Here is a 20,181-nt window from a genome sequence, read left to right as displayed (position 1 = left end):
GACAAAGGTATAGCAGATTCAAAATTTGTTTATGAAAAATAATTGTAATACCTTTGTAAAACAGTTTTACAAATAAATATAACTGATAATCAATACATTAATATTATATTAACAAATTGACTGATCTAGATTTACTACACTTTGAGCAGCTAAAAAAGGATGTGCAAGCTCAATATCTGAAAGAACACTCTCCTTCCTATGATGATATATCAAAATGGAAGGGTATAGATATCATATATTTCCAGGAAGATCTTCGAAAAAGGGCTAAAGGGAACATCAGCGAAAAAACATTCTACACCTATTTTAAAAATTCTCCTGTCACCAAATTGCCTCGCATCGACATGCTTACTTTACTCAGTGTTTATGCAGGTTACACCTCATGGTACGATTTTAAAAAGCAACATCTTTTTGCCGGAGAATTATTACAGGATGAGACAGATCTTGATGAAAATGACATAAGAGAATTAGAAAAAACTATTTCGAGTGCTCTGAATCTTCCAAAAAGTGAAAATCCTTCTAAAATAGCTGAAACAAAAGCACCTGAAAACAGTGATTTACAAAAAATAGCTACTGAAAATCAAAACATTGAACAAAAAACAGCTGTCGAAATTCATCCTGAAAAAAGCACCACCAAAACACCAAAAAACACCTATCAGAAAACAGCATGGATTGCCGCAACATCACTTTTCGTGATTTTATTAGGGATTTTAGGTTTTAAAGATGAAATTTTCCAAAAAACTTACACGTACTGTTTTACGGATGCTGACAGAAATCAGAAGGTACAGAGCACGATTGAAATAAAAGTGATCAAACAGAACGAATCACCATTGTTTTATAGAATCAAACCTGGTGAATGCTTTTATTATCAAACAAAAGATAATAACATACAGATGCAGATCAGTTCGACAGTGTATGAAAATCTGGAAATCAACCGAAATCTTGAGGATGCTCCTGAAGAAGAAACCATTGAACTGAAACCTGATGATTATAAAATGGCGGTGTTTTATTATTCTACTAAAGATGTGTCAGGAAATCCATCAGAACAGATTAATATAAAAAGACGTCAGCTGGAAAGCCGTATAAGCAATGATGCTATAATTTCTCAAGTCTATGATAATGAAATATATGGGATTGAGACTTTAGACAAGCAGAAATACATCACTTTAGTTACTACCCCTACAACATCCCTCAAAAACCTTTCTGTGATCGAAATGAAAAAAGATAAAAACGGAAAAATAATTTCCATCAAATTTAAAATCTCAACCAATGAAAACAATAAATAAACTTTGGATTTTGGTCATCTTGATGGGCTTACTCTCATCATGTGTAAAAAAAGAAGATCAAAGCATCAGTGATTTAGATAAACTAAGAAACAGCAGTAACAAAAAATCATATCCAGGTGTACAAATGGACAGTATAAAAGTTATTAATGACATCACCACCCAAAAAGTTCAACAGCTTTTGGAACTTTCTACTTTGTATCTTTCAGGAAACCGGAATACAGAAATCGATACAACCATTTATTCTCAAATGCAGGGGTATTTTCAAAAACCTGACAGCCTCACCTTTAAACCATTATTTAAAGATCTGGAAAGCTTAAAAGTAAAAACAGTAAAAGTGAATAATTTAAAGGTTTATAAAGAGGTGCAGAATCAGGACACTTTGGATTTGGTAAAATTCAATGTAGAATATTTTGACAACAGAAACAAATCTATAGGCACATTTGAGAAAAACGCACAATATACTTTGGTTTCAAAAGACCTGAAGTTAAAAAAAGAATTTAAATTTTATTTCGTCAATTTTTATCAGCAACTTTCAAAAAAAGACAGCACTTCAGTTGGAGTCACCAAATAATCTAAGGGAATATCATTTTCCCAAACATCATCTATCATATCATCGGGGTTAAAATAATTAACTCCGATTTTTTTTGAATGATTAGAAATGTTTTTAAATAAACCATCATAAAAACCCTTTCCGTAGCCTACTCTGTTTCCTTTTTTATCGCAATATAAAAGCGGAGTGATGATAAAATCGAAATTATATACTTCAGAATTTATATTTGAAACAGGTTCTGAAATTCCCCATTTATTCGTTTCAAATTTTGTTTCGGCAAAAATTTCAACAGAAATTAATTGTGTTTCTATAATTTTCGGAACAAAAACGCGAATATTTAGACTTAGAAAATATTGAATAAAAATACCTGTTTTTATTTCATTAAATTTTTCAATCGGAATAAAGATATGGACTTTTTGTTCCGGAACTGGTTTAAAATAATGAATGAAATTTTCAAAAATCTGATCAGACAGAAAGAAAACCTCATCGAACGACAAGGCTTTTCTTTTTTGCATATATTTTTTTCTAAGCTCAGCTTTCAACATGATAATTATGCATTTTTATCCTGCAAAATTTTATACAGTTTATCCGATAGACGAACTCTGAATGGAAGTTCAAAAGTGATTTGATCACCTATTTTGGCGGTATCAGAAGGTACTCCGTTTACAAAAATTTCAGTAATTGTAATTTCCTGCTGACCTGTTGTACGGACCAGAAATCAAAACCTTATCACCCACTGAAAGTTCGTTTTGCTCAATTAAAAACTGTGCAATTTTTGATTTTGTGTAATAATGTTCGGCCTTTCCAACCCATGTTTTTTTACTGGTGATTTTTTGGCGAATATTTTTCGTTTCTGTTTTTGCTAAAGGTTTATCGGGTAAGTCTCCGGAATTTTTGAAAGTTAAAGCGTCTGATTTTCCTTTTCTGAAAACTTTATTTCCAACTTGTAAGCCTTTTCTTAACCTTAACTGTTCGGCTGCAGGCAAATGTGTTATCTCTAAGCATTCTGTAGAACAACAATTTTCCATTGTTGCTTTGCAGTCATCACACTGAATGAATAACAGATGACAGGCATCATTTGCACAATTTGTATGGTTGTCACAAGGTTTGCCGCACTGGTGACATTGTGAAATAATATCATCGGTAATTCTCTCGCCCAAACGATGATCAAAGACAAAGTTTTTCCCAATGAATTTACTTTCTATATTTTCTTCTTTGATTTGACGGGTATACTCAATAATTCCGCCTTCTAACTGGAACACATTTTTAAAACCCTGATGTTTAAAATAAGCACTTGCTTTTTCACAGCGGATTCCTCCGGTACAATACATCAATAGATTTTTATCTTCTTTAAAATCCTGTAGCTGTTCATTAATAATAGGCAGACTTTCTCTGAAGGTTTCGACATCCGGAGTAATTGCACCTTCAAAGTGCCCGACTTCACTTTCGTAATGATTTCTAAAATCTACAACGATAGTATTCGGATCTTCCAGCAAATTATTAAATTCCTGAGCCTTTAAGTGAATTCCTTTATTGGTAACATCAAAAGTTTCATCATTTAAACCATCAGCGACAATTTTGTGTCTTACTTTGATGGTTAATTTTAAAAAAGAATGATCATCCTGCTCTATTGCTACATTTAGACGAATTCCTTTCATAAAATCATAAGCTTCTAACGTATCCCGAAAAGCTTCCAAATGATCTGCAGGAATACTCATCTGAGCGTTTATTCCTTCATGGGCAACATAAATACGTCCGAGAGCATCAAGTGCATTCCAGGCTATAAAGAGTTCGTCGCGGAATTTTTTGGGATTTTCAATTTTGGCATACGCATAGAAAGACAAAGTAAGACGTTGCTTACCGGCTTCATCAATAAGTTGAGCTCTTTCTTCTGCGCTTAAGGTGTTGTACAGTTGCATGCTATAAACGGTTTAAGTGAGAAAAATAATTCTGCAAATATAAAGATTTTAGATTATTCACGAATACAATATGACAGATCTCAGATTTATAAGATGGTAAAATTGTCAGAATTTTCTCTAATAAAATCTTAAGCTATGTTAATAAAGATTTTAACAATTATGATCTGATATACAAAATGGCACAATACTCGTTAAATTTTAGTTAAAACAGTAACACAGCATACTAATTGCATACTTATTAAGCATTAAATTTACATTCAGTAATTCATAATAATTAAATATACAAGACATACAATGAAGAGTACTTTAAAAAAACTTTTACCATTTGCCGTTGTAGGGGTTATCTCAGGAGCTACTACCGTTGGCGTACAACAATACTTAGGTCACGATTCTGATAATGCTGACCAATCTTATTTCACAAAAGCCAGCAATACATCTTTTGTAGGAATGAATACCGGAGCAGTAGGAGACGATTTTGTGAAAGCTGCCAAAACGACAGTTCCAGCTGTGGTAACCATTAAAAACTTTCAGACCAGAAGCTCGAGCAGAGCATCTGAACAGGATTTACTAGATTATTTCTTCGGTGATCCGTTTGGCGGAAGAGGGCAGCAAAAACAAAGGCAGCAACAGCAAACTCCAGAGAATATGCCTTCAGGAATGGGTTCAGGGGTGATCATTTCAGCAGATGGATATATTATTTCAAATAACCATGTTGTTGCAGGAGCAAACAAGCTTGAAGTTGTCTTAAGCAATAAAAAATCTTACATCGCAACTTTGGTAGGAACAGATCCAAATACTGATATTTCGTTATTAAAAATTGAGGAAAAAGGTCTTCCGTTTTTAAATTTTGCCAATTCAGATAATATCGATGTGGGACAATGGGTTTTGGCAGTAGGTAATCCGTTAGGTTTAAATTCTACCGTGACTGCCGGAATTATTTCTGCAAAAGGAAGAGGAATCGGAATTTTGAGCGGACAAGGAAAAGCAAATAATCCTATCGAAAGTTTTATTCAGACTGATGCAGCGATTAACCCTGGAAATTCAGGAGGTGCATTGGTCAATGTGAATGGAGATTTGATTGGAATTAATTCAGCAATATCATCCACAACAGGATATTATCAAGGTTACGGATTTGCCGTTCCTGCAAACCTGGCAAGAAAAGTAGTTGAGGATATTAAAAAATTCGGAATCGTACAAAGAGGATTCTTAGGAGTTACCTCATTAGATCTTTCAAACGATCAGCAAGTAGCATTTTATAACAGAGACAAAAAAACCAATATTAAAGTTGGTTCCGGGGTTTATGTAACAGGTTTTTCAGACAACAGTGGTGCTGAAGATGCGGGATTGAAAACCGGTGATATCATTACAAAAGTTGATAACACTCCGGTTACAGACTTTGCAGACTTATCAATTGCTGTCGGAAGTAAACGTCCCGGAGATAAAGTAATGGTAACTTACCTTAGAAGCGGAAAAGAAGCTTCAACAACCGTAACGTTGAAAGATCAGAAAGGTGGAATATCTTCGAGATCAAAAGCAGACCTGAGTGTTACAGAAAAAATAGGTGCAGACTTTGAGCCCTTAAATGACAGATTTAAGACCGAATACGGATTAAACAGCGGAGTTATTACAAAGAATGTACAGGAAGCTGGAGAAATGGCTAAGATTGGTATTGTAGATGATTATATCGTTATCGAAATCAATGGCAAGCCGGTTAACTCTCAAAAAGATGTAGAGAAAATTTTAGAAAAATACCAAGGAAATGTGCAGGTAAAATTTGTAGATAACTTTGGAAGAATGTATACTAAAGGTTTTAAGATGCCTTAGTCGAATATTCAGGAAAATAAAAACGCTGCGGTTGGTAACTGCAGCGTTTTTTATGTTTAAAATCTATCGATTGTTCATTTTATCGGCGATTCTTTTTTTCTTTTTCCTTTCATAGATGACTTCTACAATTTTACCACCCATCCAGGCAAACGGAAAAAATATGAGAAATATAGAAATTTTATAAAAAGTAGGATGATAAGGGAAAACTACCACATCAAGCATTGCGATAAACAACATGATAAAACCAATCAAAATTGCATACGCCACTTTAGCATATTTTACGATAATAGCCGTGGCAACTCCACCTACCGTACTTCCCAATCCCGAAATAAAAAGAAGAAAGCCAAAAAAAGCATCATTATTTTTCATGCTTTCCAAAAATCTTTGCCAATGCTCGAAAGGTGCAAAAGCTTCAAAAGTCACCCATTTCGGGAAAGCTCTTATACCCAGCGTGATGATCAGCCCTGCAATCGCAAGACCTACTAATACGGCAAATGTATTTCTGATAAAACTCATTAATCCTGATGTGCGATCATAGAAATTTCGATATCAACATTCTTCGGCAGACAAGAAACCTGTACTGTTTCACGAGCAGGATAGCTTTCGGCATCAAGATAAGAGGCATAAATGTCATTCATCACTGCAAAATCATCCATGCTTTTAAGAAAAATACTCGCTTTTACGACATTTTTAAAAGTCATTCCTGCTTCCGTAAGAATTGCCTCAAGGTTTTTCATTACCTGATGGGTTTCTTTTTCAATGCCTTCAACCAATTTTCCTGTAGCAGGATCAACAGGAATCTGACCTGAAATGTATAAAACTCCGTTTGCAAAATTAGCCTGTGAGTAAGGTCCGATAGCTGCCGGAGCATTAGTAGTAGATATTATTTTTTTCATAAGTAGGTATTATTATATTATGTATATCACACCATCTTCACTACAAGTGAAAATCATGCCGTTTTTTAACAGAATTTATTTCGGGTGCAAATATAAAATTTAAAATTAAATAAATTTATGATTCTAAAAAGGAGGATTCGGCTGTGTAAAACTTCGGTCTTTATATTTCAGCGCATCACTTAAGATATTTGCTTTAATGCCAATAAAAAAGTCATACACTTTATATTGTCCGAATGGTACCCAGTTAAAATTGATGGTAAAACTTCTCTGATCTCTGGAAAATCCTATTCTTGTATATGCCAAATCTCTGGTCACCATATCGTAATGGGTACTGCCTGTAATATTCCAGTACGGAGTTAGCTTAATACTTCCGTCTAAACCAATAGACGCCAATGTAGTTGGAGTTCTTGCCGTTGTTCTGGAATAGGCATAATTGGCATTCACATTCAACGTCCATGCCTGATCAAAATGTGCATAATTATCATCATCAAAATAATAATTTTCGTTTCTTATTTCTCCTTTGGAACCATATTTTTTAGCATAATCTGTTTTCTCTCCAAAAAGCTCACTGCTTAAAGGATAAGAAAGTTGCACATTGAATGACTGTACACTGAAAGCTCCAAACTCTTCTGTTCTGATTCCTATTTCTTCCCCGGGAATAAAGAGTGTTTTATAAGGATCTAAGCTTAAACTTGTATTGATGCTAAGCTTATTATCAAACATCGAAGACTGGCCGTTAACCGTAATGATAGACCAAGGATGTGTTTTTGCGGCAAAATTGTAATTTCCTGAAATATTTAAAGATTCAAATATCTTAATTTTTTTAACTCCGGTAGAATCACTTTTAGATCTTACTTTCATCTCGATATTGTTTCCGATATTAAAGCCTAATGCTCCTACCAACCCTGAAGTTGGCGCACCTACAATTCCGTTATCAAAAATTGAATAAGGCGTAATGGCACCATTGGCATCATAATAATTCCTGAAATACCCGAACCCTGAACCTCCGAAATCAGGAGCGTATGTGAAACCTATGCTCGGTGTCATCATGTGTCTGATTGCCTCAATAGATCCGCCTTTTTTGAAATTTGCCTGGCCATACAGCTGAGTCTGTAAACTTGCTGTGGTAGAAAAAGTAGAATAACCTGCAATTTTCTTGTTGACCTGATCGACAACTTTATTTTCAATAGGATCATAGAACTTGGTCAGCGTTTTCGTTGTCAATGCATTATCGATATTCGCCCCCAAACTGAATGTAAAATACTTTGCTATCGTGGTATTGGTTCCTAAAGATATGTTGTTTTTAAGACCTGTCTGCATCTTATCCCACATCGCTTTGGTAAAAAGTTCTCCTTCATCTGTACTCACGAAATTGGTTAAATTCAAACCTGTATTAACGGTAATATTTTCAAGTAAACCTGTTCTTGTGCCGGTTTTAGATCCAAATAAATAAAACTGATTGATGGCAACATTCATCTGTGGCAAACGTAAATCTGCCAAACCTGTTGCGAAATTCTGAGAATAAGAAGCGGTTCCGGTAATCGTAGCAGGAAGTTTTAAAAATCTTTTGGTGAGTGAAAGCGTAGAATTTTGTTGCGTTCTCAGGACACTCTGATCCATGATATAATTGTTATTGACCGTATTGTTATAAAATGTCTGACTGGTTACATCAACGGATGCAGAAAAATTCAAAAACGGATTTGCTTTTGTATCCTGACTATGCCTCCATGCAATTCTGTACGTCCCTGTTTTGCTGTAGTCATCCAAACCTTTAATACCCCTTACTGTAGTACCAATATCTGCAGAAAAATTACCTGAATAACGGTATTTTTTGAGATAATTCATTTCCGGACGCAGATTCCAGCTGCCTTTCGTATAAATATCTGCTAAAACTTTTAGATCGAAATGTTCCCCGATTGGTTGATAATATCCTAGACCGTTCAGGAAGAAACCCACGTCTTCCCTTTCACCAAAACTCGGAATCAAAATACCCGCTGATCTTTTATCTGAGAACGGTAATATCGCAAAAGGCATAATAAGAGGCGTTGGTACCTGCTCAATATACATCTGCACAGGTCCTGTAATTACAGAACTGCTGTTTTTGCCTTTTACCATCTTAATATGAGGTGCCAGTAAATGGTAATCTGCTACGGTATCTTTTTTCTTGATAAAATAATCGTCTGTAGTAAACAGACCACGTCTCATAAAGAAAACCGAATCATTGTACTTTTTGGTTTTTTCTGCTACAATAATCCCTTCACTTTCTTCAGTTCTTGCATTGTAGGCAATTGCCTGCTTGGTTTTAGTATTATAGCTGAACTCATTAGTTTCATATTTTTTACCAGCTTGTGTAGTAATTACAGGTTCAATTATTTTACCTAAAGAATCCTGCTTACCTCTTGCATAAATAAGGTTTTTCTGCTCATCAATAGATATATAATCTGCATCAATCTGCATATCCTGATATTTCACCTGAGCATTTCTGTTCAGGTAAATCATTTTCTTAGGAAAATCTCGACGTTGAACGTCTGCCTTAGTTTCGAGAACATCCTCTAAGGCTTCTTTCTTTACAACAATTGTATCCTTTTTGAGGATGGTATCATTAACTATCGGAGTTTTCTTTAGATCTTTAGGATTTTGCTGTGCTAAAAAACTGTTAAAAATTAGGATAATTAAAATTTGTAATATATTTTTGAAGACGGTTTTGTCCAATTTTTGTTTTATATAATTTAGGCTCAAAATTAGTATAATTTTTAAAACTGTAAGATGTACACACGAAAATTTAAAATAATTTTAGCATTTCTTTTATTACTTTCAACACATTTCGTCTTTTCGCAGAAAAAATTCACTGTAGTTTTAGATGCAGGGCATGGAGGAAGCGACCATGGTGCCAATAGAAGTTATGCGGATATCGGAACTGTACTGGAAAAGAATGTTACTTTAGGAATTGCACTCAAATTGGGCTCAATGCTTGAAAAAAACAAAGATTTTAAAGTAATCTATACTAGAAAATTTGATGAATATCCGTCACTTACAGATAGAACAAATACAGCCAATCGAAGCAAAGCAGATTTATTTATCTCTATACACGTCAACTCTTCACCCAGCAGAAGCGCTACCGCAAGAGGAACCGAAACTTTTGTACAAGGCCCTGCCCAAAACAGAGAAAATCTTGAAGTAGCCAAACAGGAAAACAGCGTGATCTACCTTGACGAAAAAGATAAAGAGACTTTCGCATCCTATGATGCATCTTCTCCTGAATCTCTGATAGCTTTGAAGCTTCAGCAAAGTAAATATCTTGAAAACAGTTTGATTGTGGGAAGTTTTGTAGAAGGTAATTTTGAAAAGAGCGGCCGTTTTTCCAGAGGTGTAAAACAAGAAAACCTCCACATTTTAAGAAGAAGCTCGATGCCTTCCATCCTTATAGAAACCGGATTTGTAAACAATTACGAAGATGCAGCTTTTTTAAATTCAGAAAGAGGACAACAAGAAACAGCTGAAAACATCTATAAAGCAATCATAGATTACAAAAAAGCAGTTGACAGAAAAGGAGGTGTACAAACACCATTAAAAAAACCAGAACCCGAAAAGAAAGCGGAAGTTCCTTTAAAGAATGATTTTAGGATTTTACTTCTTACTTCTGCAATAAAATACAACGAAGACGATCCTGCGCTTAAAGGTCTAAATTACATTCTCCCGTTGAAAGAAAATGGAATCTACAAATATTACTATAGTGTTACCAATCTTGCATCTGTGAAAGACAGCAACATAAAAACGGCTAAAGACGCAGGTTTCAGAAATGCCTATGCAGTAGGATTTATGCCAAATCAAAAGCTGAATGCAGGATATTACACCATAGAAGTGTTCACAGGAAAGGATAAACTAAGTGCTAATTCTTTCATTCTTCAGACATTAAAAGATGTTGAAAGAGATAAAAACAATGGTCTATTTTATTACACTTACGGAAAAGTTTCTTCACTGGAAGACGCAATCAAACTTCAGAAAGAACTGGAATCTAAAGGCTTGAAAAACACAGTCATCCAAAAAATAAGCAAATAGATAAAAATAATTTTGATGTTTAAAAGTTAATCTATACTTTTGCAACCTCAAAATTCGGCCTATTCGTCTAGTGGTAAGGACTCAAGGTTTTCATCCTTGCAACAGGAGTTCGATTCTCCTATAGGCTACTAAATTGATATCATGCCGGATTTAAAAATTCAGGAAGCAAAAATGCTTTTTAATAAAATCCACTCGGACCCAAAAAGTTACGATTTAAAAATAAATGATGAAGGGATTACAGGCAGAGATGATAAAATAAATTTCAGACTATACAGGAACGGTGAAGGAAGTGCCTTTGAGGTAATTATTGACGGATTAACGTTCACCAACACCACTGGAGAATGGAATAATGCATTGAATATGCTGACAAGCACAATCAAAAAAATAGATAAAGAACAACAGAATATAAAAATAGAACAAGCATTAGATAAACTCAAAAAGTACCTCTCAGAATAAAGTTAAAATTTTTTAAAAATAAATTTGGCTGGTATAAAAAAAGTTTATAAATTTGCACTCACATTTGAACGATATGGCAAATCATAAATCAGCATTAAAGAGAATAAGACAAAACGAAGTTAGAAAAGTTCGTAACAGATACTACCACAAGACTGCTAGAACAGCTGTGAAAGTATTAAGAAATGAAGAAGATAAGGCTGCTGCGACTGAGCAATTGCCAAAAGTTATCTCTTTATTAGACAGATTAGCAAAGAAAAACATTATTCACAAGAATAAAGCGGCTAATTTGAAAAGCAAATTGACTAAGCACGTTAATAAATTAGCGTAATTAATAGTAGGCCCGTTCGTCTATCGGTTAGGACCTCAGGTTTTCATCCTGGTAAGAGGGGTTCGACTCCCCTACGGGCTACTAAATAAAAAAGAATTGAAACTTTAAAAAATTCAAAATACTAACCCGTTACTCGTAACGTGATGGTAGATGGCCCGTTCGTCTATCGGTTAGGACGCTCAGGTTTTCATCCTGGTAAGAGGGGTTCGACTCCCCTACGGGCTACTAAATATACTTTTACCTCTGATTCTTGAAAGGATCAGAGGTTTATTGTTTTTACTTATTCCGGAGCTACTCAATATTCTGAAATTACTTCACATAATCTCCTCCAAAGTAAATTATTTCTACACCTGTATGATTTAAGCCATAAAGTAATGTCTTATCATTTGTGTAGATTCGTAAATTATACAAAATATAGCATAATAAATTTATTATAACTATATTTGCAATAATAATTAAAATATTTTTTTTAAATATCAAAGATAAATTATATTCTTTATCATTACTTGAATTACGCCCCAAATATTAAATAAAAGCATTATGAAAATCATCTATATTATTTTAAAAAATCAGAAGTCTACATTTCTTTTATTTTTTTTATCAGCATTGATAATGGCTCATGCTCAAGTCGGAATTGGCACCGCAACACCCAATGCAAGCTCTATACTAGATTTAACTTCTACTACTAAAGGTCTGTTAACACCCAGAATGACAACAGCCGAGCGAAACGCTATCGCATCACCTGCAGATGGGTTAATGGTATATGATACGACATTGAAGGCATTTTATTATTACACAAGCTCTACATCTTCTTGGTCTCAAATGGCAAGTGGTGTAACAGGAAGACTGAATTTTAAACGTATAAAGTCTACTGATGTACTTGCAACAGTTTTAGCTTCTGAGCTTACAGCAGGTGGAGGTTCAAAATATCTGATGGATTCTAATACTCTATATGAAATCAACGGGCAGGTTGTATTTGATTTTCCTATTGATATGAATAATTCTTATATACATGGATTAGATACCAATAATGACATCATCGTAAGAACCACAGGCAATATCTTCGAAGGTGCTACCGGAGGAACGATCCGAAGTGTAACGCTAATCGCTTCAGGGGGAAGTGTATTTAATCTTAACAGTTCAGCCACTCAGAATTTTATCTTTAGAGATTGTATTGTAGCCAATTCAAACAGTGTAGGTACTGTTTCGGGTTTTGGCTTAGTCTTTTTAAGCATCATTCAGTTTTCGGGAAATACCAATGGTGTAACCTATAATAATATTACTCAGCTACTTCTTAGTAATTTAGGATGGTTTGGAAACAACACGGGCACGTTTGAAAAGCTGACAGGCACATTCACCTTAGTTGAGAAACAGGGCGGTTTCAGCCAGGTAAATGGTACTGCTGTAGGATTTGATGTCTCTACAGCTGGTCTTACCATCACTGGAGATGCGGTGTTGGAATCAGTAGTTTTCACAGGAACAAATAGCGCAGGATACGTAAGACCTTACACCACAGGAACCTACCCTGGATACAATTTCAATAACAGCTGGACAGTGAGAGCCGCAGGAATTCCTACAGAAGGAGATATTAATGCTGTTGGAGATTTTGCTGTAGACTATGCGGTTGGAACCGGTATCGCAGTTACTTTTAACAACAGTAATCCCAGTAATATTGTGAAGATTGGTACAGGAACGTCTGTTTCAACTTCATCCAATTTATTCAGATTTTCTACCGATGGTGGAGTTCCAAACAGATTAAAATATTTAGGTAAGAAGAAAAGAATATTCCAGATAACGGGATCAGTATCTTTTCAGGTACCTGCTGCCGGAACATATATTATTTATATTGCCAAGAACGGTACAGTTATCAATCAATTCAAAATTTACGGAAGAGGATCGGCAGTAAACGATATCGTTGTAGTTCCTATTAATGGTACTACCGAGCTTCTTACCAATGATTATGTTGAGATTTTCGCACAGCGTTTTTCAGGTTCTACTGGTGATATTGTAGTTCCTAATATGGCTATTACGATAAAATAGATTATAACATCACTTTTAAATAATTGATGATTGCCAAAGCCACTGAATTACAGTGGCTTTTTTGATTAAAATCAGCTAAATTTAAGTTTGGAGAACTTATTTCAAAGCCTCTTCATATCTTTTGCTTACTTCCTTCCAGTTAGTCACATTCCAGATAGCCGTAAGATAATCTGCTCTTTTGTTTTGGTATTTCAGGTAATAAGCATGTTCCCACACATCAATTCCAAAGATCGGAGTTCCTTTTTCTTCTACAACGTCCATCAAAGGATTATCCTGATTTGGAGTTGAAGAAACAAATAATTTTCCGCTCTTGTCTACAGAAAGCCAAGCCCAACCAGAACCGAAACAGTCCGCTCCCGCTTTACTCATCTTTTCTTTGAAAGCATTCATACTTCCGAAAGCATCAGTAATTGCTTTTGACAATTTTGCTGATGGCTGGGTATTTTTTTGAGGCGTTAAAACCGTCCAGAAAAGCTCATGGTTGTAATGTCCTCCCGCATTGTTTCTTACCGCCATTGGTAAAGTTCCTGCTTTTGAAAGAATCTCAAACAACGTCTGCTTTTCCTGTGGAGTTCCGGCAATTGCCTTATTCAAATTTGCAACATACGCCGCAGCATGCTTCGAATAGTGAACCTCCATCGTCTGTGCATCAATATTACCCTCTAATGCATTGTAAGCATATGGTAAAGGTGTTTGTTTGAATTGTGCAAACGCAAATTGCGCAGCAAAAACTGCAGTAAAAGCAGCTACCTTAAAAATCTTCATAACGTTTTGTATATATGGTTAAACATTTAATTCTATGAGCAAAAGATAAATTGATAGAAGTTTTCCAACATATTATTAGCTTCTATCGTTCAGCTTCTTGCTTTATTTCAATAATTTCTTAATGTCTTCAATCAAAAATTCCCTGTCAGGATGAAATTTTCCGTTTAATCTGGGAATTGTTCCTGCTGCATCTTCATAATTCAATCCTGAATAATAAAGAATAGGCATTTTATCTTTGTTGTATCTGCATCTTATATTTCCCTCTTTATCTACCAAAGCAATCATTCCGCTGTGATTGAGGTTTTCACTTTCATCTTCTTTATCACCTACATAAATATCAAACTGATCTGCAAGATTTCCAATATACGCTCTGTCGCCGGTGAGAAAATGCCAGTTGAGAGATTTTACTCCAATTTTTTCAGCATGGCTTTTCAGTTGTTCCGGTGTGTCATTTTCCGGATCGATACTGATTGAGATGATTCCAAAATCCGGGTTATTAATATCGTCTTCAATTGCTCTCATGTTTGTATTCATGACGGGACAAATGGTTGGACATTTACTGAAGAAAAATTCAACCAGATATACTTTCCCCAACATATCTTTATTGCTGACTTTTTTATTATTCTGATCTGTCAGTTCAAAATCCGGAACTTTCATGACGGTGTAAAGATTATTTTTAAAATAACTCATTCCAAATCCTATCCCTAAAAAGAGCAAAGCAATAATAACAATCGGAAGTATGACCTTATTTTTCGTGCTGTTTTTAGCTTTTTTATTTTTGGACATATTTCTCTGGATTTTTTTTGAACTCGTCCTTACAATAGCTACTGCAAAAACCGTACGTTTTATTTTTATAAACAGCAGTATCTTTCATATCGGCTTCAGTTTTCATATGACAAATGGGATCTTCGGCATTGGCAAACTTCACTATCTTACCATTTGACTTTGAAGCCACACTTTTTGTTTTATGCTTTACTTTGGGAGTTTCCTGCGTACAGGAAAGCAATGAAGCGGACAATAGTACCGCGAAAATTATTTTTGTTTTCATTAAATTTTATTTAAAATGAATGATTGTAATGTCTGAAAAACAGGTTGATTTTAAACTAAATATAACTTTGGTTTTATTCAAATCATTAAAAATATTAAACTCAGCTTACTTATTAAAATGCTGATATAATTAAAATGTAAATAAAATAAGACAATTAAAGTCAAAAACTAAACATTTAGTTTAAATAAAATTTAATAAGGGAGGATGAAATATTCGGGAAAAATATTCTGAAGAATGTAAATTAATACGATATAAATTTTCCTTTTTTAAATAAAAAAAAGAAAGATCAATATTTTCAAACGAAAGAATTTCATTGGTTAAGAAAACATCTGGTACAGCAATTTTTATATTTTGAGAATGATTAGATTGCCTTTCAGTTTTTATTAGTTCTTTTTTAACAAAGCATTTACCTTTACAGTCAGATTCTACAACATTTCTATTTTCACAAAGGTTTTTCACAATGTAATTATAATTGACTGCATAATTTAACAATGGCAATGCAGGGCGAATTGCGATCGTGAAAATGATGAAAAAGGAGATGAAAAATTTCAAGTCTTAATCTTTACTACAAATATAGTGTAGAAAATTGAGTTAAGTAGTCATGTATGATGAATGTCAGTCTTAGGTTTGGAAGAGGAATATTGGATGTTAATGCAGAAATGATTTCCGATAGAGTACACAAACCTACAAAGATTTTTGATAATTTATTGTTAATAATAAATTTTGGCTAAAGCCAATTGCACTTGAATTTTGCAAAGCGGGCTAAAGCCCGCCCCTATTGATAAAGCTGTGATCTTTAGTCTAGTTGTAACATCTGGTTATGATTGCTTAAAACTTCATTTTTTGTATTCTCACAAGCCATTAAATGATTAATGAAAAATTATTTGGTTATGAAAAATCTCACATTTCATCTTTATAAGCTTAAAACAAAAAGAATTCTTACTTTTATGCTATGAAAGTTTTAATTGTAAATGGTCCGAATCTGAATCTTTTAGGAACAAGAGAACCTGAAATCTATGGAACTATTTCCATGGAAGATTATTTAGAGAAATTAAAAGCTGAATTTGTTTCTTACGAACTGAAATATTATCAATCTAATATTGAAGGAGAATTGATTAACAGGATTCAGGAAGATGATTTTGATGCTTTAGTAATCAACCCCGGAGCTTTTACGCATTATTCTTATGCTATTGCGGACTGTTTAAAAAATATTCAGAAGCCGAAAGTGGAAGTTCACATCAGTAATATTTACAAAAGAGAAGAGTTTCGTCAGAAATCTGTAACAGCAGCTTGTACGGATGCAGTTTTGTCAGGTTTTGGGATTGATGGATATCGATTGGCTGTTTTGAGTTTGAGCTTAAAGTAAAAACTTCCAAGGATTAGAAAAATCATGCAAATTTTTCATTAAAATAAAAAAAGCCTCATCAATCGATGAGGCTCTTCACTATTTCTAAATGGTCTGTTCCTGCAATTGATGGACCAGAAGCAATCAGCTTTTTGGCTTCGTCATTACCGCAGTATTGATCGAAGTTTTTGATATATTTTGCAGCAAGATCTTTTGCTTTTTCTTCCCATTCTGCAACATTGGTGTAGGTATCTCTTGGATCTAATATACCTTCAGAAACATTTGGCAGTGAAGTAGGAATTTCTAAATTCATTATAGGAATGATTGTTTTGTCAGCATTTTCAATTGATCCGTCGATAATAGAATCAATAATTGCTCTTGTATCTTTCAGAGAAATTCTTTTTCCTGTACCATTCCAGCCTGTGTTTACCAGATAGGCTTTTGCACCATGCTCTTTCATTTTTCCAATCAAAGTTTTAGAATACATTGTTGGGTGTAAAGTAAGGAATGCTTCACCAAATGCAGGAGAGAAAGAGGGTTCAGGTTCTGTAATTCCTCTTTCAGTTCCGGCTAATTTTGAAGTATAACCACATAGGAAATGATACTGAGCCTGGTTTTCATCTAAAATAGAAACCGGAGGCAAAACCCCGAAAGCATCAGCCGAAAGATAAACAATCTTGCTTGCATGACCTGCTTTAGAAGGCAAAACGATTTTATTAATATGATAAATCGGATAAGAAACTCTTGTATTTTCTGTGATAGACCCATCTGTGTAATCTGATACACCATTATTTACCACTACATTTTCCAGAAGTGCATCTCTCTTGATGGCTCTGAAAATATCCGGTTCTTTTTCTGCTGACAAATCGATTACTTTAGCATAACAACCGCCTTCATAGTTGAAAACTCCGTTGTGATCCCAACCATGCTCATCATCACCAATTAAATATCTTTTAGGATCTGCAGACAAAGTTGTTTTTCCTGTTCCCGAAAGTCCGAAGAATAACGCTACATCACCTTTTTCTCCTACGTTTGCAGAACAATGCATAGATGCCATACCTTTTAATGGAAGATAATAGTTCATCATGGCAAACATTCCTTTTTTCATTTCTCCGCCGTACCATGTTCCACCGATAATCTGTAATTTCTCAGTAAGATTAAACATAACGAAGTTCTCAGAATTCAATTCCTGCTCTTCCCAATTTGGGTTGGTAGTTTTTGAACCATTAATTACTGTGAAATCCGGCTCTCCGTAATTTTCTAGATCGAAATGAGAAGGGCGGATAAACATATTCGTTACGAAATGTGCCTGCCACGCCACTTCAACGATAAATCTCACTTTAAGTCTTGTATCATCATTAGTCCCGCAAAAAGTATCGACAACGTAGATTTTTTTTGCATCAGAAAGCTGCTTCAAAACTAAGTCTTTACAAGATTCGAAAATTTCGGGTGTTGTGGGTAAATTCACTTTACCATCCCAGAAAATAGTTTCTTTCGTAACATCATCCTCAACAATATACCTGTCTTTAGGCGAGCGACCGGTGAAAATTCCTGTTTTTACCGATACGGCTCCAGATTCTGTAAGCTCAGCTTTTTCAAAACCTTGATTTTCAGGCGAAATTTCCGCTTGATATAACTCTTCGTACGAAGGATTATAAGTTAATTCATACTCTCCTTTAATCCCTAATTTTTGTAAATCCTGGATGATTTTAGCGTTTTTCATTTTACTTATATTTTCTTTTTCTTTTTGTTTGTTTATCCTTAGCCATATTAACTAATTGTTAAACGTGGATAAATATAAACATATAAGCGAAAATGACAAATAAAAAATGAGATATTTAAAATTTTGATTATCAAGCAATTAAATCACTCCAATTGAAAACTGTTGAAAAACCTTTTCCCCAAAAATAGTGCTCAAAGCCTTCAAATTTTGCACTCATTACAAAATCTCCGCCCCAGGCTCCCAAACTTTTGACAAAAGTGGGGCAATCTGGGAAAAATTTAGACTTAACTGTCGGAATTTCAATAAAATCGGAAATCTTTTGCTCATGTAACATCATTAGTTTAGAAAAATTTTCCAATTCATCACATAACAAAATATTTTTTGTGAGATCAGAAAATTCATCAACCAGTTTTTGAGACTTTATTTTTGATCTGTAAAGATCAATTGCTTCACGGCTATCCTGCTTTTGATTAAGATGAATGAAAATGAATTCATCCTTATATTTTGGACTGAAATTTACTTTTTCAAAATGGATTTCAGGCTTGTTTTGATAAAGCACAGCAGATTTTGCTTTTGCAACTGCAATGTCATACCCGCTTCCTCCCAAACTTATTGAATTAAGATGAAAAGGATCAATATCTGACCATTCAGCAAGATTGTTCATCAAAGTAGAACTGCTGCCAAGACCGTAATCTGAAGGAAACTGAAGGTTTGTTTTTAAATAGTATGTGTGAGTGTTTTTAAATGTATTTTCAGAAAGATGCTGAACATTTTTTAGAACTTTTAAGATAAATTCTGCACTCGAATTGAGGTTGGTTTCTATGATCTGCCAATTCTTATAATCAATGACAGCTTTTAACCATAATTTATCTTGATGATAGGCTTCCCAAAAAATAACCGATTTTCCATCTGCTTTTTCCTCAAAAAAAAACTCTTGTCCTAGCTTTGTGGGTACAGCTAAAACAAGAGCTCCGTCTACAGCGAAATATTCTGAAGTAAGCATCAGCTTTCCCGGTGAATAGATCTCGCCCATTTTTATTTATTTTAAATTGCAGAAGCTGATGTAACTTCGCTGTCAATTTTCTTAATTAATCCTTGCAATGTTTTTCCGGGACCTACTTCTATAAAGTTGGTAGCTCCGTCTTTGATCATGTTTTGCACAGATTGCGTCCATTTCACAGGGCCTGTAAGCTGAGAAATTAGATTATTTTTAATCTGTTCAGGATCAGTCACAGCGGTTGTTGTAATATTCTGATAAACAGGTATCGTAGCTTTTCTGAATTTTGTATTTTCAATTGCTGCTGCTAATCTCTCCTGAGCCGGCTGCATTAATGGTGAATGAAAAGCGCCGTTTACCGGTAAAAGCAAGGCTCTTTTTGCTCCCGCTTCTTTCAGTTTTGCACATGCTTCTTCTACAGCCGCAGTTTCACCAGAAATCACCAATTGTCCCGGACAATTATAATTTGCAGGAACTACAATTCCGTTGATTGTTGCGCAAATTTCTTCTACTTTGGCATCTTCCAATCCTAAGATTGCAGCCATAGAACTTGGGTTTGCGTCACAAGCTGCCTGCATTGCTTTTGCTCTTTCAGAAACCAATTTCAAACCATCATCAAAAGATAAAACTCCATTCGCTACTAAAGCTGAAAATTCCCCTAAAGAATGTCCGGCGACCATTTCTGCGCCAAGACCATTCACTGCTTTCAAAGCAGCAACCGAATGAATAAATATTGAAGGCTGGGTAACCTCAGTTTTTTTAAGATCTTCATCGGTACCATTAAACATAATGGAAACAATATCGAATCCTAAGATTTCATTGGCATATTCCATTAAGTCTTTGATGTCTTTACGGGAATCGTATAATTCTTTTCCCATACCCACAAACTGTGAACCCTGCCCAGGAAATACAAGTGCTTTCATTTATTGATTTAAAAAATTTGATACA

The 20,181-nt window shown here is 34.6% G+C and carries 19 protein-coding genes, 3 tRNA genes and 1 pseudogene; 11 read left to right on the top strand and 12 right to left on the bottom strand.

Features of this window, described 5'->3' with window-relative positions; all coding sequences use genetic code 11:
- The first annotated feature begins 116 nt into the window (after positions 1-116).
- The gene (locus tag ACZZZA_RS06545; protein ID WP_463430379.1) at positions 117-1,283 is read left to right on the top strand and encodes a hypothetical protein; all 1,167 of its coding nucleotides are present in this window, start codon (positions 117-119) and stop codon (positions 1,281-1,283) included.
- Positions 1,267-1,854, top strand: coding sequence for a hypothetical protein (locus ACZZZA_RS06540; protein WP_463430378.1), 588 nt, complete (start codon positions 1,267-1,269; stop codon positions 1,852-1,854). The genes ACZZZA_RS06545 and ACZZZA_RS06540 overlap by 17 nt, the downstream gene beginning before the upstream one ends.
- On the opposite strand, the gene ACZZZA_RS06535 is transcribed toward ACZZZA_RS06540, so the two are convergent.
- Together ACZZZA_RS06535 and trhO are read right to left on the bottom strand one after the other, a co-directional pair.
- Positions 1,806-2,378: a 5-formyltetrahydrofolate cyclo-ligase gene (locus ACZZZA_RS06535; protein WP_463430377.1), complete on the bottom strand. Its 573-nt coding sequence runs from the start codon at positions 2,376-2,378 to the stop codon at positions 1,806-1,808. The genes ACZZZA_RS06540 and ACZZZA_RS06535 overlap by 49 nt on opposite strands.
- Before the next feature lie 5 nt (positions 2,379-2,383).
- A pseudogene (gene trhO / locus ACZZZA_RS06530) lies at positions 2,384-3,752 on the bottom strand (oxygen-dependent tRNA uridine(34) hydroxylase TrhO).
- A gap of 294 nt (positions 3,753-4,046) precedes the next feature.
- Here trhO and ACZZZA_RS06525 point away from each other — a divergent pair.
- A complete protein-coding gene (locus tag ACZZZA_RS06525; RefSeq protein ID WP_463430376.1) occupies positions 4,047-5,576 on the top strand; it encodes a trypsin-like peptidase domain-containing protein in 1,530 nt (509 codons plus the stop codon).
- Between the two features lie 63 nt (positions 5,577-5,639).
- Here the strand turns inward: ACZZZA_RS06525 and ACZZZA_RS06520 are convergent, their stop codons facing one another.
- The 3 genes from ACZZZA_RS06520 to ACZZZA_RS06510 form a co-directional block, all read right to left on the bottom strand.
- Positions 5,640-6,092: a hypothetical protein gene (locus tag ACZZZA_RS06520; protein ID WP_463430375.1), complete on the bottom strand. Its 453-nt coding sequence runs from the start codon at positions 6,090-6,092 to the stop codon at positions 5,640-5,642.
- Positions 6,092-6,472: a RidA family protein gene (locus ACZZZA_RS06515; RefSeq protein ID WP_162087549.1), complete on the bottom strand. Its 381-nt coding sequence runs from the start codon at positions 6,470-6,472 to the stop codon at positions 6,092-6,094. Before ACZZZA_RS06515 ends, ACZZZA_RS06520 begins: the two co-directional genes overlap by 1 nt.
- A 123-nt stretch (positions 6,473-6,595) precedes the next feature.
- Positions 6,596-9,184 carry a putative LPS assembly protein LptD gene (locus ACZZZA_RS06510; protein ID WP_463430374.1) on the bottom strand — a complete coding sequence of 863 codons (2,589 nt, stop codon included), beginning with the start codon at positions 9,182-9,184 and terminating at the stop codon, positions 6,596-6,598.
- A gap of 54 nt (positions 9,185-9,238) precedes the next feature.
- Here ACZZZA_RS06510 and ACZZZA_RS06505 point away from each other — a divergent pair, with 54 nt between their 5' ends.
- The 7 genes from ACZZZA_RS06505 to ACZZZA_RS06475 all read left to right on the top strand — a co-directional run bounded on the left by ACZZZA_RS06505 (position 9,239) and on the right by ACZZZA_RS06475 (position 13,355).
- Positions 9,239-10,531 (top strand): N-acetylmuramoyl-L-alanine amidase family protein, encoded by a 1,293-nt coding sequence (locus ACZZZA_RS06505; RefSeq protein ID WP_463430373.1) that lies wholly within the window; start codon positions 9,239-9,241, stop codon positions 10,529-10,531.
- A gap of 56 nt (positions 10,532-10,587) precedes the next feature.
- Positions 10,588-10,659: transfer RNA gene (locus ACZZZA_RS06500), tRNA-Glu, on the top strand.
- Positions 10,660-10,672: 13 nt separating this feature from the next.
- Positions 10,673-10,987 (top strand): hypothetical protein, encoded by a 315-nt coding sequence (locus ACZZZA_RS06495; RefSeq protein ID WP_463430372.1) that lies wholly within the window; start codon positions 10,673-10,675, stop codon positions 10,985-10,987.
- 73 nt (positions 10,988-11,060) lie between these two features.
- Positions 11,061-11,315 carry a 30S ribosomal protein S20 gene (gene rpsT, locus ACZZZA_RS06490; protein WP_463430371.1) on the top strand — a complete coding sequence of 85 codons (255 nt, stop codon included), beginning with the start codon at positions 11,061-11,063 and terminating at the stop codon, positions 11,313-11,315.
- Positions 11,316-11,324: 9 nt separating this feature from the next.
- Positions 11,325-11,396 (top strand) — tRNA-Glu (locus tag ACZZZA_RS06485).
- A 71-nt stretch (positions 11,397-11,467) separates the two neighbouring features.
- Positions 11,468-11,540, top strand: a tRNA-Glu gene (locus ACZZZA_RS06480).
- A gap of 315 nt (positions 11,541-11,855) precedes the next feature.
- Positions 11,856-13,355, top strand: a complete 1,500-nt coding sequence (locus ACZZZA_RS06475; protein WP_463430370.1) for a hypothetical protein — start codon at positions 11,856-11,858, stop codon at positions 13,353-13,355.
- A 96-nt stretch (positions 13,356-13,451) separates the two neighbouring features.
- Here ACZZZA_RS06475 and ACZZZA_RS06470 read toward each other — a convergent pair whose 3' ends face one another.
- The 4 genes from ACZZZA_RS06470 to ACZZZA_RS06455 all read right to left on the bottom strand — a co-directional run bounded on the left by ACZZZA_RS06470 (position 13,452) and on the right by ACZZZA_RS06455 (position 15,720).
- On the bottom strand, positions 13,452-14,120 hold the full coding sequence (locus tag ACZZZA_RS06470) for a superoxide dismutase (RefSeq protein WP_463430369.1): 669 nt from the start codon (positions 14,118-14,120) through the stop codon (positions 13,452-13,454).
- A 102-nt stretch (positions 14,121-14,222) separates the two neighbouring features.
- Positions 14,223-14,906: an SCO family protein gene (locus ACZZZA_RS06465; protein ID WP_463430368.1), complete on the bottom strand. Its 684-nt coding sequence runs from the start codon at positions 14,904-14,906 to the stop codon at positions 14,223-14,225.
- The gene (locus ACZZZA_RS06460; protein WP_463430367.1) at positions 14,893-15,168 is read right to left on the bottom strand and encodes a YHS domain-containing protein; all 276 of its coding nucleotides are present in this window, start codon (positions 15,166-15,168) and stop codon (positions 14,893-14,895) included. The genes ACZZZA_RS06465 and ACZZZA_RS06460 overlap by 14 nt, the downstream gene beginning before the upstream one ends.
- A 180-nt stretch (positions 15,169-15,348) precedes the next feature.
- Positions 15,349-15,720, bottom strand: a complete 372-nt coding sequence (locus tag ACZZZA_RS06455) for a hypothetical protein (RefSeq protein ID WP_463430366.1) — start codon at positions 15,718-15,720, stop codon at positions 15,349-15,351.
- A gap of 400 nt (positions 15,721-16,120) precedes the next feature.
- Between ACZZZA_RS06455 and ACZZZA_RS06450 the strand changes: the two genes are divergently transcribed.
- Positions 16,121-16,534 (top strand): type II 3-dehydroquinate dehydratase, encoded by a 414-nt coding sequence (locus ACZZZA_RS06450; RefSeq protein ID WP_463430365.1) that lies wholly within the window; start codon positions 16,121-16,123, stop codon positions 16,532-16,534.
- Positions 16,535-16,592: 58 nt separating this feature from the next.
- Here ACZZZA_RS06450 and pckA read toward each other — a convergent pair whose 3' ends face one another.
- The 3 genes from pckA to fabD form a co-directional block, all read right to left on the bottom strand.
- A complete protein-coding gene (gene pckA / locus ACZZZA_RS06445) occupies positions 16,593-18,236 on the bottom strand; it encodes a phosphoenolpyruvate carboxykinase (ATP) (RefSeq protein ID WP_463430364.1) in 1,644 nt (547 codons plus the stop codon).
- Between the two features lie 130 nt (positions 18,237-18,366).
- Positions 18,367-19,269 (bottom strand): GYDIA family GHMP kinase, encoded by a 903-nt coding sequence (locus ACZZZA_RS06440; RefSeq protein WP_463430363.1) that lies wholly within the window; start codon positions 19,267-19,269, stop codon positions 18,367-18,369.
- A gap of 11 nt (positions 19,270-19,280) precedes the next feature.
- Positions 19,281-20,156 (bottom strand): ACP S-malonyltransferase, encoded by an 876-nt coding sequence (gene fabD, locus ACZZZA_RS06435; protein ID WP_463430362.1) that lies wholly within the window; start codon positions 20,154-20,156, stop codon positions 19,281-19,283.
- Between the last annotated feature and the right edge of the window lie 25 nt (positions 20,157-20,181).

Source organism: Chryseobacterium sp. AC405b (assembly GCF_979258685.1).
This window is presented reverse-complemented; position numbering and strand designations above follow the sequence as displayed.